Consider the following 15,072-nt stretch of genomic DNA (forward strand, 5'->3'; position numbering starts at 1 on the left):
GGAGGGCACGGTCGCGTTCCGCACAGTGGGCACGGGGTGCCACCGGGGCCGGCCGCTCAACCCTCGAGCAGGGCCTGGCCCACGTACCCGCCCTCCGGCGCCCCCGGCGGCACCGCGTACAGGCCGCTCGCCTCGTGCCGCAGGAACCGGGACAGCCCGTCCCCGCGGGCGAGCTTGCGCTGCACCGGGACGAACCCGCGCGCCGGGTCGGCCTGGAAGGCGATGAACAGCAGCCCGGCGTCCAGCGTGCCGTCCGGCAGCAGCCCGTCGTGGTACGAGAAGCCCCGGCGCAGCATCGCCGCACCGCCGTTGGCGGCCGGGGCGGCGACCCGGACGTGCGCGTCGGCCGCGATGGCCAGCGATCCGTCGGGGTTGACGGCGTCCAGCGCGACCGGGGTGGACTCGGTGGCCGAGGAACCGCCGGAGAGCGGCGCCCCGTCCGACTTGCGGCGCCCGATCACGCGCTCCTGGCGCTCGGTCGGCAGGCTCTCCCAGTTGTCGAGCAGCATCCGGATCCGGCGCACCACGGCGTACGAGCCGCCGGCCAGCCAGGCGGGGCCGTCGGCGAACACCCGGGCGGTGAAGTCGGGCTCGGCGGGCTTCGGGTTGTTGGTGCCGTCGACCTGGCCCATCAGGTTGCGCCCGGTCATCGGGTGCACGGTGGCGCCGGGCGTGCGGTGGAAGCCGGACATCTGCCAGCGCAGCGAGGCCAGCCCGGCGGCCTGGCGCTGGAGCACCCGCAGGGCGTGGAAGGCGACCAGGGCGTCGTCGGCGCCGATCTGCACCCACAGGTCGCCGTCGCCGCGGGTGCGGTCGAGCGCGTCGCCGGGGAAGTCCGGCAAGGGCGCGAGCGCGGGCGGCCGGTGCTCGGTGAGCCCGGTGCGGTCGAACAGCGAGGCGCCGAAGCCGAAGGTGACGGTGAGCCCGCAGGGGCCGGCGTCCAGGGCGATCTGGTTCTCGTGCTCGCCGGCGGGCTTGCCCTCGGCCAGCAGGGCGGCGGTGGCGGACCACTTCTGCAGGAGGGTGCGCAGACCGTCCCGGCCGGCGTTGTCGGCGAGGTCGAACGCGGCGAGCTGGACCCGGGCCTGCTGGGGCTGGAGGATGCCGGCCTGCTGCGGACCGTGGAACGGGACGGCTGCGGTGCCGAGCGTGGACGCGGGCGGGCCGGCCGGGCCGGCTGCGTCTCCGGCGGGCCGGTCGGTGGTCAGGGCCCGGGTGGTCAGGGCGCCGCCGGCAGCGCCGACCGCGAGGCCGGCCCCCGCGCTGCCGAGCAGCGCGCGACGGGACACGCCCCGGAGGGCCGCCGCCGGGGCGGGGGTTGCTGTCTCGTCCACTGTTCACCAACTCGCAAGCGTTCACTGATGGGTGACTGTTCACCGGATGGTGAGCGTCGACGCCGGGGGCAATGTTCACCGCTCGGCGCATGTTCACGTCGGGGTGAGCGTTCATGTCGGGGTGAGCGTTCGCGTTCGCGCGAGCGTTCACGCCGGGGTGGATGTTCACGTTCGGGCGGCCGTTCACGGAAGCGTGAACGTTCGCGCCGGGGTGAGCGCTCACGCTGACGTGAGCGTTCGCGCCCCGGCACACATTCACGCACTCGCGCACATTCGCACCCGGGTGAGCATTCACGAGCACGTGAATGCTCACCCGACCGCGACTAGCCGACCTTCAGCTGCTGCACCGCGGTCACCTGGTCGATGTCCGAGGATCGCACGGTCACCGAGACCACCCAGTTCCCGGCCAGCGGCAGCTGCGCGGTACCGGACCAGCGGCCGGTGCCCTCGGCCTTCAGTGGCACCGGCAGCGGTCCGAGGTCGCGGTCCGGCAAGGTGAAGGCGAGTTCCAGCTCGGGGACCTCCGCCGGGTTGCCCGCGGCGTCGTCGAGCTTCAGCTGCACCGCGTTGCCGCCGGTCGCCACCGGGTTGATGCTCACGGTCGCGGTGCCCTTGGCGTTGGGGGTCCGGCCGCCGGTGTCGTACGGCAGCTTGAGCTCGACCGTGCGCCCGGGGGTCGTGCTCGCGCCCGCTGCCGGCGCCTGCGAGGCGGACTGGCCGTTCGCCGCCACGGCCGAGGCCACCCGTCCGGGCGGGGAGTTGGTGAGCATCGTGGTCACCACCAGCACCGCCACCGCGACCGCGGACTCCACCAGCACGGAGCGCCGCAGTCCGGCGCGTGCCGGTGTGCCGTCCTTGGCCCGCCGGCTGCTCGCGTCCGCGCGGGCCGCCCGCTGGCGGGCCAGCTGCGCCTCCCGCGCCGGATCCGCGTCCGACCCGTTCGCGCCGCCGGACCCGGTCGCCCCGCCAGGCCCGGTCGCCTCGCCGAGCCCGGTCGTCGCCCCGGCACCCGATCCGGCCCGCTCGGCAGCCTCCGCCGCCTCGCCCGACCGGCGGGCCGCAGAGGTCCCGGCGAGCTCCGCCGAGGCCCCCGCCGCACCATCGGCGACGGCAGCCCCCTCGGCGCCCGCGACGCCCGCCACGCCCTCGGCTTCCTCGACGTCCGCCACCACCGCCGCATCCGGCCGCACGCGCAGCCGGGCGATCCAGGAACGCGAGATCCAGGCCACCCCGACCATCGCGGCGACGCAGCCGATCTTGATCAGCAGCAGCCGCCCGTACTCGGTGTCGACCAGTGCGGACCAGCTGCCCAGGCCGCGCCAGGACTGGTAGAGGCCGGTGAGGGACAGGACGGTCACGCAGCCGAAGGCGATCCTGGAGAAGAGTTCGACGGCGGCGAGCCCCAGGCCGTGGCGCAGGCCGACGGCCAGCGTGGCCAGTCCGCCGAGCCAGCACGCCATCGCCAGCAGGTGGACCGCCGCCATCGGCAGCGCCAGCCAGACCTGGATGCCGACCGCGGAGTGGTCCGCCCCGACCCAGGTGGCGCACAGCGCGACGGTCAGCACCAGGCCGGCGATCCCGAGCCCGAGCCGGGCGTCCCGCAACGGCCGTTCGGCCGCGCGCCGCTCCAGCCGGAGCAGCTCGGCCTCCTCCGAAGCGTCCTCCGAAGCGTTCGCCGAAGCTTCGTCCCCGGCATCGGAACCAGCGGAACCCGCCCCGGCACCCGAACCACCTCCGGCACCCGAACCACTCCCGGCGCCAACGCCGGTCCCCGGCTGCCCCGGCTGCCCCAACTGCCCCACCAGCAGCGACAGGAACACCCCGCCCGCCGCCAGCAGCAGCAGTCGGGCGGCGAGCGCGGTGCCGATCCGTTCGTCCAGCGTGCTGCGGACCAGCGAGAGGTCGAGGGCCTGGGAGATCCCGGTGCCCCGCTCGTACGGGCCGCGCAGCAGCAGGACCGCGACGGTGGAGACCAGCAGCGCGATCCAGCCCGTCATCAGCAGCCGCTGCACCTGCCGGACGCCTGCGCCGCCGGGCCAGCACAGCAGCACGAACGCCGCTGTCCCGGCGAGCAGCGCGAACGCCGCGTAGGCGACGGTGCGGGCGGTGGCGTACGCGGCGGCGACCGTGGTGTCCGCGTCGGCGCCCTGGACGCTGGAGGCGGAGACCGAGGTGTCGGAGGGGGCGCCGATCGAGAAGGTGAACGCGCCGCCGACCGGGTGCGAGTCCTCGGAGACCGCGCGCCAGGCGACCGTGTAGGTGCCGTTGGCCAGGCCGGACTTGAGGCCGACCCGGGCGGCGTCGGCCTTGCCGTCCGGATGCGCAGGGTCGCCCGAGTCGACGGCCTGCCCGGTCGGGTCCAGCACCCGTACCGAATCGGCGGAGAGCGAGACGCCCTCGCTGAAGGTCAGGGTGACGGCGGAGGGCGCGGTCGGCACCACCGAGTTCTGCGCCGGGTCGGTGTTCACCAGCGTCGCGTGCGCGGACGCCGTCCCGGCCCCGCCGATCAGCAGCGCCGCGACGATCCCGAGCACGACCGCCAGCGCCCGCCGGCCGATCCGCACCCGCACCGCCCCGACACCCACCGCCCCGACACCCGTCGAGCGGCCACCTCTCACCCGAGAGCTCCGCCGATCCCGCGACGCCCGCAGCAGCACCTCTAGCACCCGCACCATCCTCAGCTCCCCGGTCGGTAGGTGAGCGGCTTCACCGGCACCTTGACCGAGATGGTGCCACTCCTGGCGAAGGTGAGGTCGAGTTCGAGCTCGTCCCCGACCGCGGGCGGCTGCTGCCAGCCCATGATCATCAGGTGGTTGCCGCCCCGGGCGAGTTCCAGCGACCCGTGCGCCGGCACCGGCAGGCTGCTGAGCTCCTGCATGGTGGTCTCGGCCGAACGGTGCAGCGTGATCGAGGTCGCCGCCGGGCTGGAGACGCTCACCAGCTGGTCGGCGTCGCCGCCCTCGTTGCGGACCGTCAGGTACCCCGCGCCCATGCCGCCCGCGACGGCCGGCAGCGGGATGTACGGGTCCGAGACCACCAGCCTCGCGCCCGCTCCCCCCGCCGAGCTCCCGGCGGCGCCGCCGGCAGAGCCAGCCGCAGACCCTCCGGACCCCCCGGACCCGCCCGCGCCGCAGGCGACGAGTATCGCCGCCGCCGTCAGTGCGGTCGCCAGCCCGGCACCGGCCAGCGCGCTGCGGCGGAACGCCCGGCTCACGCCGCGACCCCCTTGGCCAGCAGCGCGAGGTCATGGGTGTAGGTCTCGACGGGCGTGTTGCTCATGTAGAGCAGGTGCGCCTTGTCGTCGCCGGGCAGGAACGCGAGCACCTGCGCGCCGTGCGAGGAGGTCACCGAACCGTCCGCGTTCACGATCGGGTCCTCGACCAGCACGCCGAGCGACTTGGCGGCGGCCTTGACCTTCTCCAGGTCGCCGGTCAGGCCGATGAAGTCCTTGCCCATCGAGTCGAGCCAGGTCCGCAGCACTGCGGGCGTGTCGCGGGCCGGGTCGGTGGAGACGAAGACCACGTCGATCTTCTTGCGGTCCTCGGCCGAGAGCTTGGACATCGCCACGCCGACGTCACCCATCGTGGTGGGGCAGACGTCGGGGCAGCTGGTGTAGCCGAAGAACAGCAGGGTGGCGGTGCCGGCGGTCCGGGCGCGCAGGTCGAAGGGCTGGCCGCCGGTGTCGTTCAGGGTCAGTTCGGGCTTGTCGAAGTGCCGCTTGAGCACGCTGCCCTGGTACGGGGAGCTGCCGCCCTCCTTGTTGATCTTTACGGTGCCGTCGGCGTTGGTGCCGGCGTTGCCCGCCGCCGAGGAGCCGCAGCCGGTCAGGGCGAGCGCGCCCACCAGCGCGAACGCGGCGGCGCCCAGTACCCGGGACCTCTTGGACGGGCGGGGCTTCGCGATGGACGTGGTACGTGCCATGGGAGTGATCCGATCGTGCGCGAGTGTCGCCGGCGGGGGCCGCGCCCCGCTCCCGGGCGCGGGCCCGGGAGCGCGTGACGCGGCCCCCGCCGACCAGGGTCAGGAGGCGGAGCCGCTGCTCCGGCGGCGCAGGCCGGCCACGCCGAGGGCGGCGCCGACCACGCCGACCACGATGCCGACCACGCCGAGGGTGCGGGCGGTGGAGTCGGAGTCGTCGGACTTGGCGGCGGCCTGGTCGCCGCCGGCCGCGTCGCCGGCGTGGTGGTCCGCGGCGGCCGGCGACGCGCCGTCGGCGGGCTTGGCTGCGGGGGTGAGGGTCAGCACGGGGGCGGGCTTGGCCGGCTCGGGCTGGCCGTCCTTGGCCTCCTCGATCCAGCGCACCACGTCACCGTTGTCGTACGTCTGCAGCGCCTTGAAGGTCAGCTTGTCGGTGTCGGCCGGCAGCGCGCCGAGCGAGACCCGGAAGTCCAGGAACTGGCCGGGGCCGAGCTTGGTGCCGTCGTTCGCGGTCCAGGTGATCTTCGAGACGGCCTCGTTGATGTCCTGGCCGTGCGACTTCAGCGGCTTGTCGAGCTTGCTCTTCTCCAGCGTGGCGGTCCAGCCCGGGACGGGCTCGGTGCGCACGGACGCCATCGGGTGGTCCATCGGCAGGCTCACCTCGAGCTTCACCGTGGCGGCGTTGTCGTTCTCGTTCGGCACCCGGAAGGCGACCGCGGAGTAGCCGCCCTGCTGGGCGCTGCCCGGCTGCACGGTCACGTGCGCGAAGGCCGGGGCGGCCAGCGCGAGGACGGACGAAGCCGCGACGGCGGCGATCCCGGCGATCCGACGGGCAGGAAGGGAACGCATCTGGTTGCTCCATGGGGGAGACGGGCACACGTGCGGGCCGCACCCGGCGGCAGCACTGGTGCTGGGTGGCAAAGGCTCAGGACGACGGCCGTACCGCTCCACGGGTACGGCTGCGCGAAGGCGCGCGCCCGGGCCGCCACGTCCCCAGGACGTCGCAGGTTCCCGATCAGCGCGCGAAGGCCGCCGCCGGCGGTCCCCGCCGGTGCACGCTGTGCCGCAGGGCGGCCGCACCCGGCAGCCGCCAGTCCTCGGCCGGCCTCCCCGGCCGGACCCGCCGCGGGCCACTTCCCAGCGGCCCCAGCAGCACCGCCGTCACCAGCGCGAGCGCGCGGCGCAGCGGTATCGCCCACTCCTGCGCGGCACCGGCCGCCAGCCGGAGCAGCCGCCACAGCGCCCGCTCGCCGCGCCGCAGCCACCAGCCGGCCAGTACCGCGGCGACCAGGTGGCCGAGCAGCATCGCCGGGCTCAGCCCCAGCACCCCGGCGGCGTGCGCGCCCCCGGCGTGCCCACCGGCGGCGTACGCCTGCGGGTCGAGGCCGGCCGCGCGCACCACCTGCTCGGCGGTGCTGCCGAGCGGGAGGGCGCTGGGCCCGTTGCCGGGCCGGTCGTCGCAGATCAGCCGGCCGGCCAGTTCGGGCAGCGTGGTGCCGGATCCGCCGGGCTGCGCCGCGGCCATGCCCGCCATACCGGCCATCCCCACCATGCCCGTCATCCGGGCGGTCGAGGCGGCCAGGCCACCCGTTCCGCCGACGGTGGACAGCGTGTGGAAGAGGAGGTGCAGGCCGAGCTGGCCCGCGCCGAGCGCGCCGGCGATCGCGGCCATCGACCGCTCCCGCCCGGCGAGGAACACGCCCACCGCGCAGACCGCCGCGAACCCGACCGCCAGCGTGACCGGTGTCACGGAGCCGCCGCCGACCAGGGCGTGCCCGGCCGCGGCGACCAGCGTGCAGACCAGCGCGAACGGCACCGCACGAGCCAACCGCAGATCCCAGGCAGCGGTCGGCGCCCCCCTCAGGGGTCCGGCGGCTCCCCGGCGCGGGGCGGCGTGGCGGTCGGTCATGGCCGGGCCATCATCTCACCGCCCACAGCAGGGCCCGAGGGAGGGTCGGCCCTACCCCGGCAACGGGCCCGCGAAGTGCGGGGATCGGAAATACATCCCATTGCCCCGTTCGGCCCGGCGCGCGCGCCGCCCGACGCGCCGCTCGGCACAGGACCCCACATCAGTCCATCCGCCGGACGGGTGGTCCCGCCCCCGACGGACGGTTCGGTGCCGGATCGGTCGGAGATACCTAGTTGTATGTGGAGCCGCAGCCAGGAGGGACCTCCCGTGGACATCTGGTGGACTCTGCACCTCAAGCGCGACCCGGCCAGCGTGCCGCTGGCCCGGCGGATCCTGCTCGGCGCGATGGACTCCGCCGGGGTGGACCCGCAGATCGCCTTCGACCTGGGCGTCGCCCTCACCGAGGCCTGCGCCAACGCGGTCGAGCACGCCGTCACCGGCCGCCCCGACGAGGGCTTCCAGGTCACCGCCTCGATCACCGGCGACCGGCTGCGCATCGAGGTGGTCGACTCCGGCCCCGGCCTGCCGCCGATCGCCGCCCCCGTCCTGCCCGCCGTCCCGCCGCTGCGCCGCCCCGCCGCCGTCCCGGCCGCGGTCCGCCCGCCCGGACGGTGCCGCACCCGCCGCGGCCGCGCCTCGCTGCCGGCCCGGGTCCTGGCCGCGCACCGCTCCCCGCTCGACCGCCCGGCCCCGTACGACACCCATGTGCTGCCCGCCGGCCGGCCGGCCCTGGTCCGCACCCCGGACCTGGACGCGCTGCCGGACCTCACCGCCGAGAGCGGTCGCGGGCTGTTCCTCATCCACGCCCTCACCGACCACGTCCAGCTGCGCAACCACCCGCTGCGCGGGGCGATCGTCAGCTTCGACAAGGTCCTCAAGTGGCAGGACGACGCTCTGCTGCGCGCCTCCTGACGGCGCCGCGCCGCTCCTGGAGTTGCCCGGGCCGCGGACCACTCGGAGCATGGATCCCATGATTCATCAGATGCGTGCCGAGTACGGCCCGGCGGGTGTGGCGTCGGGCGAGGTGCGGACGTGGCACATCGTCCGCGGCGACACCACCGTGGCGATGTGCGGCCGGGAGCTGGACCCGGGCGCCGAGACCCGCGACGCCAGCCACTGGACCGAGCACCCGGACCTGCACTGCCACAGCTGCGGGGCGCTCTTCCTGCGGGAGGCCCCCTACCTGCCCAGCGAGCACGAGTGAGACCCGCCCGCGCCGCCGCCCCGCCCGGGCCCTGACGGCATGGAGCCGATGATCCCGCTGCGGGCGCAGGCCGCCGCGCTGCGGGCCGGACGGCCCCCGCTCACCGAGCACGTCGAGCGGCTCTGCGCCCGGATCGACCGGCTCGACCCGGTGGTGGGGGCGTTCGTCCCCGAGCCGGGGCGCCACCGGCGGCTGGCCGGCGCGGCCCGGGCCGGGGAGCGCCTCGACCCGGCGGCGCGCGGACCGCTGTACGGCGTGGCGGTCGGGGTGAAGGACGTCGTCCGGGTCGACGGCCTGCCTACCCACGCCGGCTCCGCGCTGCCCCCCGGGGTGCTGGCCGGCCCGCAGGCCGGGCTGGTCGACCGCCTGCTGGCGGCCGGCGCGCTGATCGCGGGCAAGACCGTGACCGCCGAGTTCGCGGTGCGCGCGCCCGGCCCCACCCGCAACCCGCACGACCCCGCGCACACCCCGGGCGGCTCCAGCAGCGGCTCGGCCGCCGCCGTCGCCGCCGGCCTGGTCCCGCTGGCGGTCGGCACCCAGACGGTCGGCTCGGTGATCCGCCCGGCCGCCTACTGCGGCGTGGTGGGATTCCGCCCGACGTACGGCCGGATCCCGGTGGACGGGGTGATCGCGCACTCCCCGAGCCTGGACACGGTCGGCCTGTTCACCGCGGACCTGGCGGGGGCCCGGCTGGCCGCCGCCGTGCTGTGCGACGACTGGCGGACCCCCACCGTTTGGCAGCCCCGGGACAGCGGCCGGGCCCCGGTCTGCGCCGTGCCCACCGGCGGCTACCTGGAGCGCGCCGAACCGGCCGCCCGGGCGGAGTTCGAGCGCACCTTGGCCGCCCTGCGCGAGCACGGGCTGACCGTGCGCGCACTCGACCTGCCCGAGGACTTCGAGACCCTGGTGCGGCAGCTGCGGGTGATCAACCGCTACGAGCTGGCCCGCGAGCACGCCGCGCTGTTCGCCCGCTTCGGTGCGCTCTACCGGCCCGAGACGATCGCCGAGATCCGGCGCGGCCACGAGATCGACCCGGCCGATCACGCGGCGGCGCTGCACGCCCGCGGCGCCTTCCGGGAGCGGCTGGCCGCGCTGACCGAGGTCGAGGGGATCGACCTGTGGCTGGGACCGGCGGCCACCGGCCCCGCCCCGCGCGGGCTGGACAGCACCGGCGACGCGGTGATGTCCCTGCCGTGGAGCTACGCGGGCGCCCCCGCCCTGACCCTGCCGGCCGGCCACCTCGGCGGCCTCCCGCTCGGCCTGCAGTGCGTGGCGATGCCCGGCGCCGACGAGCGGCTGCTCGACCTCGCGGGCGTGATCGAGCAGCACCTGGTCGAGCAGCACCTGAGGCGGTGACACCCGGCCCGCCGGTCACCCCGGGAACGCCGGAGCCTGGGAACGCCGAAGCCCGGGAACGCCGGCAGGGGCGGACCGTTCCCGGCCCGCCCCCGCCCGACACCGGTGGTCGACCGGCCGTCAGCCGCCGCTCTTGCGGCGGAAGGTGCGCTTGCCGCCGGCGGCGGAGTGCGCTCCGTGCACCTTCGACTCGGCGCCGGGGCCGCCGGCACCGCTGCCGCCCTTGCCGCCGTGCTTGCGCTCCAGCGCGGCGAGGAACTTCGCCTTGACGTCGTCCGGTGCCGCCTCCGGCTGCGGGGCGGGCTGCTGCTCGGGTTCGGCTGATTCGCTGCTCATGCGGGGACCTCCTGGACGGGAGCTGATGTGCAGGGCACAGACTGTCACGTCCGCGGCCGCTCCCGCTGCCGCGACGGCCCACGACCGCCGCGGCCGCGCCCGGCACGATCCGAAAAAGCGGCCCTACGGCTGCTCGTCCGGGAAGTGCGGGCCGCCGATCAGGTAGAGCAGGGCCATCGTCGGGAAGACGAACGAGGCGATCACGAGGACGAAGAACTGCCAGACCATGGCGTGGCTCCAGACTCGCAGCGGGCGCGCCGGCGGCGCGGGAGGCCGACATTCAGACGGTATGTGCCGGTTTCGGCCGGTGCCACCGGGAGGTGGCCGCACCCCCATCGAGGGATCAAGGTCCGGAGTCTGTCCCCGCCGCACCCGGCGCCGCCACACTGGCCGGATGCACGTACAGCTCGCCGGGGAGCCCGGCAGACCGGACCGGGCGAACGAGGACTTCGTGGCGGCCACGCCGGAGGCGCTGGTGCTGCTGGACGGCTCGACCTCGCCGGACTCGCTGGAGTCCGGCTGCACCCACGGCACCGCCTGGTACGTCCGCCGGCTCGGGGTGCACCTGCTGGCCCGGCTGACCGACCGCTCCGACCGGTCGATCGGCGAGTGCCTGGCCGACGCGATCGTCGAGACCGCGGCCCTGCACGGCGGCCGCTGCGACCTCGCCCACCCCAACACCCCGGCGGCCATGGTGGTGGCCGCCCGGCTGCACGGCAGCTCGCTGGAGTACCTGGTGCTGGGGGACTCGCTGCTGGTGCTGGACCTGCTGCACGGCCCGCCCCGGGTGATCGGCGACAACCAGCGCTTCCCCGGCGGCGAGGAGCTGCGCCGTCAGGCCTGGACGGTGACGCCCGGCTCGGCCGAGCGGTCCGCGCTGGACATGCAGTACGCGCTGGCGCTGCGGGCGGCCCGCAACACCGGGCGCGGGCCGTGGATCGCGGCCGCCTCCCCGAAGGCCGCCGCCTACGCCGAGTCCGGCTTCGTCAAGCTCGCCGGGGTGTCCGCGCTGGCCGCCGTCAGCGACGGCGCGGCCCGCTTCACCGACCGGTTCCGGCTCGGGAGTTGGGCCGAGGCGCTGCGGTTGATGGCGGATGCCGGCCCGGCCGAGCTGATCGCCCGGGTGCGCGCCGCCGAGCGGACCGACCCGCGCTGCGAGCGCTGGCCCCGCGACACCACCCACGAGGACGCGCTCGCCGTGCACGCCCGGCTCTGAACCCGGGGCCCGGTGGCTCCTCCCGACCGGGAAACGCGACCACGGGCGGGTGGTGGAGCCGGAGGTACGGCTCCACCGCCCGCCCGCGGTGGTGATCAGTTGGCGTCGGTCGGGATGGTCCCGAGCCTGCCGGCCTGGAAGTCCTCCATGGCCTGCTGGAGCTCGCGGTGACTGTTCATCACGAACGGGCCGTAGTGGGCGACCGGCTCCCGGATCGGCAGCCCGCCGAGCAGGACGACCTCGAAGTTGGCGCTGCGCGAGTCCTGGACCTCGTCGGCCCGGATGGTGAGGGAGTCGCCCTCGCCGAAGACGACGGCCTGGCCCATGTGGAACGGGCGCCGCTCCTCGCCCGCCGACCCGCTGCCGGCGAGGCCGTACGCGAGGCCGTTGAAGTCCGGGCGCCAGGGCAGGGTGACCTCGGCGCCGGGGTTCACCGAGACGTGGATCATGGTGATCGGCGTGTGGGTCGAGCCCGGGCCCTGGTGGCCGGCGATGTCTCCGGCGATCAGGCGGACCAGCCCGCCGCCGTCCGAGGAGGCGAGCAGCTTCACCGTGGTGCCCCGGATGTCCTGGTACTTCGGGGCGATCATCTTGTCCGCGGCCGGCAGGTTCACCCAGAGCTGGAGGCCGTGGAACAGGCCGCCGGACATGACGAGCGACTCGGGCGGGGTCTCGATGTGCAGCAGGCCGGAGCCGGCCGTCATCCACTGGGTGTCGCCGTCGGTGATGACGCCGCCGCCCCCGTGCGAGTCCTGGTGGATGAAGGTCCCGTCGATGATGTAGGTGACCGTCTCGAAGCCGCGGTGCGGGTGCCAGGGGGTGCCCTTCGGCTCCCCGGCCGCGTAGTCGACCTCGCCCATCTGGTCCATCATGATGAACGGGTCCAGGTACTTCTGATTGATCTTGGCGAACGCGCGCCGGACCGGGAAGCCCTCGCCCTCGAAGCCGCTCGGGGCGGTCGACACGGCGAGCACGGGCCGCGGTCGGGAGCCCTCGGCGGGGGCGGCGACACGGGGCAGAACAAGTGGGTTGTCGACTGTCACGGCGGGCATGTCGGCCTCCTTCGTGGGGTTCTGTGGCCTACATCCAGAAGGTTAGTTCAATTCTCAACCATGTGCAAGTTGAATATTCAACCATTAGCCGGTGCGGCGGGACGGGTCGCCCCTGCGGGGTGCGGGCGGTGCGGGCAGTGCGATCGGCGACCGGGGGTCGGATCAGCCGTACATCCGGCGCATCGTGAAGTCGACCATCTGCTCCACGGCCTTGGCGTCGAACACCATCCGGTGCTCGCCCTCCATGTCCAGCGCGAAGCCGTAGCCGGTCGGCAGCAGGTCGAGCACCTCGGCGCCGGAGACGCTGAAGTGCTTGGACTCCTTGCCGGCGTAGCGCCGCAGCTCCTTGACCGAGCTGAACATCGGGATCACCGGCGTCGGGGTGTTGTGCAGCGCGAGGAAGCCGGGGCGGTCGCCGCGCGGGCAGAACACCTTCGAGGTGATGAAGATCGCCTGGAAGTCCTCGACCGGCATCGAGCCGGTGGTGAAGGCCCGAACGGCGTCCGCGAGGGATGGCGGCGAGGGCTCGGGGTAGAGAGACTGCTGGGGGACGGCCTGCTGGGGGTCGCCGTACGGACCGGAGCCGGGCATGCCGTTCATCCCCTGCTGCATGTTCTGCTGCTGGTAGGGGTCGCCCTGGTATGCGGTCTGCTCGTAGCCGTACACAGGGGACAGGCTATCGGGCCCGGGCCCCGGGCGCGGCGGCTGATCCGGACAACGCGGGTGGCTCTCGGATTGTGGGACGTGACCACGTTCATAGCGCTTTCACGTCCGAGGGCTTGAACAAGTTACCAACGGGTAGCATCATGGAGCCTACTGGCGGGTAAGTGGGGCGCTCGTAGCGGCGGACCCCCGGAGCAGACGAACCGGAGATAACGGTCATGGGTCACTACAAGTCCAACCTGCGGGACGTGGAGTTCAACCTCTTCGAGGTGTTCGGTCGCGACCAGGTGTACGGCACCGGTCCGTTCGCCGACATGGACGTCGAGACCGCGAAGAACATCCTCAGCGAGATCTCTCGGCTGGCCGAGAACGACCTCGCCGCGTCCTTCGTCGACGCCGACCGCAACCCGCCGGTGTTCGACCCGGAGACCAGCACCGCCCCGGTGCCGGCCTCCTTCCGGAAGAGCTACCAGACCTTCATGGACGCCGAGTGGTGGCGCCTGGGCATCCCGGAGGCCATCGGCGGCCAGGTCACCCCGTCCTCGCTGGTCTGGGCCTTCGCCGAGCAGATCCTCGGCTCCAACCCGGCGATCTGGATGTACTCCTCCGGCCCGGCCTTCGCCGGTGTCGTGAGCGACGAGGGCACCGAGGAGCAGCAGCAGGTCGCCCTGCGCATGGTCGAGCGCCAGTGGGGCGCCACCATGGTGCTGACCGAGCCGGACGCGGGCTCCGACGTCGGCGCCGGCCGCACCAAGGCGATCAAGCAGGAGGACGGCTCCTGGCACATCGAGGGTGTGAAGCGCTTCATCACCTCGGGCGAGCACGACATGTCCGAGAACATCATCCACCTGGTGCTGGCCCGCCCCGAGGGCGGCAAGCTCGGCACCAAGGGCCTCGGTCTGTACATCGTCCCGAAGTTCGACTTCGACTGGGCCACCGGTGACCTCGGCGAGCGCAACGGCGTCTACGCCACCAACGTCGAGCACAAGATGGGCCTCAAGGCCTCCAACACCTGCGAGCTGACCTTCGGCGCCAAGCACCCGGCCAAGGGCTGGCTGCTCGGCGAGACCGTCGACGGCATCCGCCAGATGTTCAAGATCATCGAGTTCGCCCGGATGATGGTCGGCACGAAGGCCATCGCCACCCTCTCCACCGGCTACCTGAACGCGCTGGAGTACGCCAAGGAGCGCGTGCAGGGCGCCGACATCTCCAACTTCCTGGACAAGGCCGCCCCCCGGGTCACCATCACCAACCACCCGGACGTCCGCCGCTCGCTGATGACCCAGAAGGCCTACGCCGAGGGCATGCGCGCGCTGGTCCTGTTCACCGCCTCCACCCAGGACGACGTGCTGGCCGCCCGCCTGCGCGGCGAGACCGACGAGGCCGCCGAGCGCCTGAACGACCTGCTGCTGCCGATCGTCAAGGGCTACGGCTCGGAGAAGTCCTACGAGCAGCTCGCCCAGTCCCTGCAGACCTTCGGTGGCTCCGGCTACCTGCAGGAGTACCCGATCGAGCAGTACATCCGGGACGCCAAGATCGACACCCTCTACGAGGGCACCACCGCGATCCAGGGCCTCGACTTCTTCTTCCGGAAGATCGTCAAGGACGGCGGCCAGGCGCTGACCGCGGTCTCCGAGCAGATCCAGAAGTTCCTCGGCGCGGCCGAGGGCGGCGACGCCCTGGCCGCCGAGCGCGAGCTGCTCGCCAAGGCCGCCGGCGACCTGGAGGGCATCGTCGGCAAGCTGCTCGCCGACCTCTCCTCGGTCGAGCAGGACGTCAAGAACATGTACAAGGTGGGCCTCAACACCACCCGCCTGCTGATGGTCTCCGGCGACGTGGTCGTCGGCTGGCTGCTGCTGCGCCAGGCCTCGGTGGCCCTGGCCAAGCTGGCCGCCGGCGCCTCCGAGAAGGACGTCCCGTTCTACCAGGGCAAGGTCGCCGCGGCGCGCTTCTTCGCCCGCAACATCCTGCCCACCGTCACCCCGCAGCGACTGATCGCCGAGGGCGTCGACAACGAGATCATGGAGCTCGCGGAGGAGGCCTTCTAGGCCTCGCCCTTCCGACCGCCTGACCCACCCTCACAC

At 74.0% G+C, this 15,072-nt stretch carries 14 protein-coding genes; 5 read left to right on the forward strand and 9 right to left on the reverse strand.

Features of this window, described 5'->3' with window-relative positions:
• Positions 1–56: 56 nt before the first annotated feature.
• From efeB to ABT014_RS07330, 6 genes are all read right to left on the reverse strand, one after another.
• A complete protein-coding gene (gene efeB / locus ABT014_RS07305; RefSeq protein ID WP_350637667.1) occupies positions 57–1,334 on the reverse strand; it encodes an iron uptake transporter deferrochelatase/peroxidase subunit in 1,278 nt (425 codons plus the stop codon).
• A 323-nt stretch (positions 1,335–1,657) separates the two neighbouring features.
• A complete protein-coding gene (locus ABT014_RS07310) occupies positions 1,658–3,919 on the reverse strand; it encodes a copper resistance CopC/CopD family protein (RefSeq protein ID WP_350637668.1) in 2,262 nt (753 codons plus the stop codon).
• Between the two features lie 92 nt (positions 3,920–4,011).
• On the reverse strand, positions 4,012–4,371 hold the full coding sequence (locus ABT014_RS07315; protein ID WP_350637669.1) for a copper chaperone PCu(A)C: 360 nt from the start codon (positions 4,369–4,371) through the stop codon (positions 4,012–4,014).
• A 173-nt stretch (positions 4,372–4,544) separates the two neighbouring features.
• Positions 4,545–5,255, reverse strand: a complete 711-nt coding sequence (locus ABT014_RS07320) for an SCO family protein (protein WP_350637670.1) — start codon at positions 5,253–5,255, stop codon at positions 4,545–4,547.
• A gap of 99 nt (positions 5,256–5,354) precedes the next feature.
• A complete protein-coding gene (locus ABT014_RS07325) occupies positions 5,355–6,101 on the reverse strand; it encodes a YcnI family copper-binding membrane protein (protein WP_350637671.1) in 747 nt (248 codons plus the stop codon).
• A gap of 166 nt (positions 6,102–6,267) precedes the next feature.
• The gene (locus ABT014_RS07330; RefSeq protein WP_350637672.1) at positions 6,268–7,080 is read right to left on the reverse strand and encodes a hypothetical protein; all 813 of its coding nucleotides are present in this window, start codon (positions 7,078–7,080) and stop codon (positions 6,268–6,270) included.
• A gap of 348 nt (positions 7,081–7,428) precedes the next feature.
• On the opposite strand from ABT014_RS07330, the gene ABT014_RS07335 reads away from it, so the two are divergent.
• The 3 genes from ABT014_RS07335 to ABT014_RS07345 all read left to right on the forward strand — a co-directional run bounded on the left by ABT014_RS07335 (position 7,429) and on the right by ABT014_RS07345 (position 9,721).
• Positions 7,429–8,073 carry an ATP-binding protein gene (locus ABT014_RS07335; RefSeq protein WP_350637673.1) on the forward strand — a complete coding sequence of 215 codons (645 nt, stop codon included), beginning with the start codon at positions 7,429–7,431 and terminating at the stop codon, positions 8,071–8,073.
• A gap of 70 nt (positions 8,074–8,143) precedes the next feature.
• Positions 8,144–8,365, forward strand: coding sequence for a hypothetical protein (locus ABT014_RS07340; RefSeq protein ID WP_350637674.1), 222 nt, complete (start codon positions 8,144–8,146; stop codon positions 8,363–8,365).
• Between the two features lie 39 nt (positions 8,366–8,404).
• The gene (locus ABT014_RS07345; protein WP_350637675.1) at positions 8,405–9,721 is read left to right on the forward strand and encodes an amidase; all 1,317 of its coding nucleotides are present in this window, start codon (positions 8,405–8,407) and stop codon (positions 9,719–9,721) included.
• Positions 9,722–9,841: 120 nt separating this feature from the next.
• Here the strand turns inward: ABT014_RS07345 and ABT014_RS07350 are convergent, their stop codons facing one another.
• Positions 9,842–10,057 carry a DUF5302 domain-containing protein gene (locus ABT014_RS07350; protein ID WP_350637676.1) on the reverse strand — a complete coding sequence of 72 codons (216 nt, stop codon included), beginning with the start codon at positions 10,055–10,057 and terminating at the stop codon, positions 9,842–9,844.
• Between the two features lie 394 nt (positions 10,058–10,451).
• Between ABT014_RS07350 and ABT014_RS07355 the strand changes: the two genes are divergently transcribed.
• Entirely contained in the window at positions 10,452–11,273 is an 822-nt protein-coding gene (locus ABT014_RS07355; protein ID WP_350637677.1) for an integrase, read from the forward strand.
• Positions 11,274–11,368: 95 nt separating this feature from the next.
• Here ABT014_RS07355 and ABT014_RS07360 read toward each other — a convergent pair whose 3' ends face one another.
• Both ABT014_RS07360 and ABT014_RS07365 read right to left on the reverse strand, forming a co-directional pair.
• Positions 11,369–12,325, reverse strand: a complete 957-nt coding sequence (locus ABT014_RS07360) for a pirin family protein (RefSeq protein WP_350637678.1) — start codon at positions 12,323–12,325, stop codon at positions 11,369–11,371.
• 162 nt (positions 12,326–12,487) lie between these two features.
• Positions 12,488–12,991 (reverse strand): SseB family protein, encoded by a 504-nt coding sequence (locus ABT014_RS07365; protein WP_502894879.1) that lies wholly within the window; start codon positions 12,989–12,991, stop codon positions 12,488–12,490.
• Positions 12,992–13,206: 215 nt separating this feature from the next.
• Here ABT014_RS07365 and ABT014_RS07370 point away from each other — a divergent pair, with 215 nt between their 5' ends.
• On the forward strand, positions 13,207–15,036 hold the full coding sequence (locus tag ABT014_RS07370) for an acyl-CoA dehydrogenase (protein WP_350637679.1): 1,830 nt from the start codon (positions 13,207–13,209) through the stop codon (positions 15,034–15,036).
• The last annotated feature ends 36 nt before the right edge of the window (positions 15,037–15,072 follow it).

It is taken from the genome of Kitasatospora sp. NPDC094015, assembly GCF_040304075.1.
In the GTDB taxonomy this organism is placed as follows: Bacteria; Actinomycetota; Actinomycetes; order Streptomycetales; family Streptomycetaceae; genus Kitasatospora.

Bases quoted from the DNA above. Each gene is read 5' to 3' on its own strand.
- ABT014_RS07360 (WP_350637678.1), bottom strand. From the start codon at position 12,325: ATGCCCGCCGTGACAGTCGACAACCCACTTGTTCTGCCCCGTGTCGCC.
- ABT014_RS07345 (WP_350637675.1), top strand. From the start codon at position 8,405: ATGGAGCCGATGATCCCGCTGCGGGCGCAGGCCGCCGCGCTGCGGGCC.
- ABT014_RS07325 (WP_350637671.1), bottom strand. From the start codon at position 6,101: ATGCGTTCCCTTCCTGCCCGTCGGATCGCCGGGATCGCCGCCGTCGCG.
- ABT014_RS07370 (WP_350637679.1), top strand. From the start codon at position 13,207: ATGGGTCACTACAAGTCCAACCTGCGGGACGTGGAGTTCAACCTCTTC.
- ABT014_RS07355 (WP_350637677.1), top strand. From the start codon at position 10,452: ATGCACGTACAGCTCGCCGGGGAGCCCGGCAGACCGGACCGGGCGAAC.
- ABT014_RS07340 (WP_350637674.1), top strand. From the start codon at position 8,144: ATGCGTGCCGAGTACGGCCCGGCGGGTGTGGCGTCGGGCGAGGTGCGG.
- ABT014_RS07350 (WP_350637676.1), bottom strand. From the start codon at position 10,057: ATGAGCAGCGAATCAGCCGAACCCGAGCAGCAGCCCGCCCCGCAGCCG.
- ABT014_RS07320 (WP_350637670.1), bottom strand. From the start codon at position 5,255: ATGGCACGTACCACGTCCATCGCGAAGCCCCGCCCGTCCAAGAGGTCC.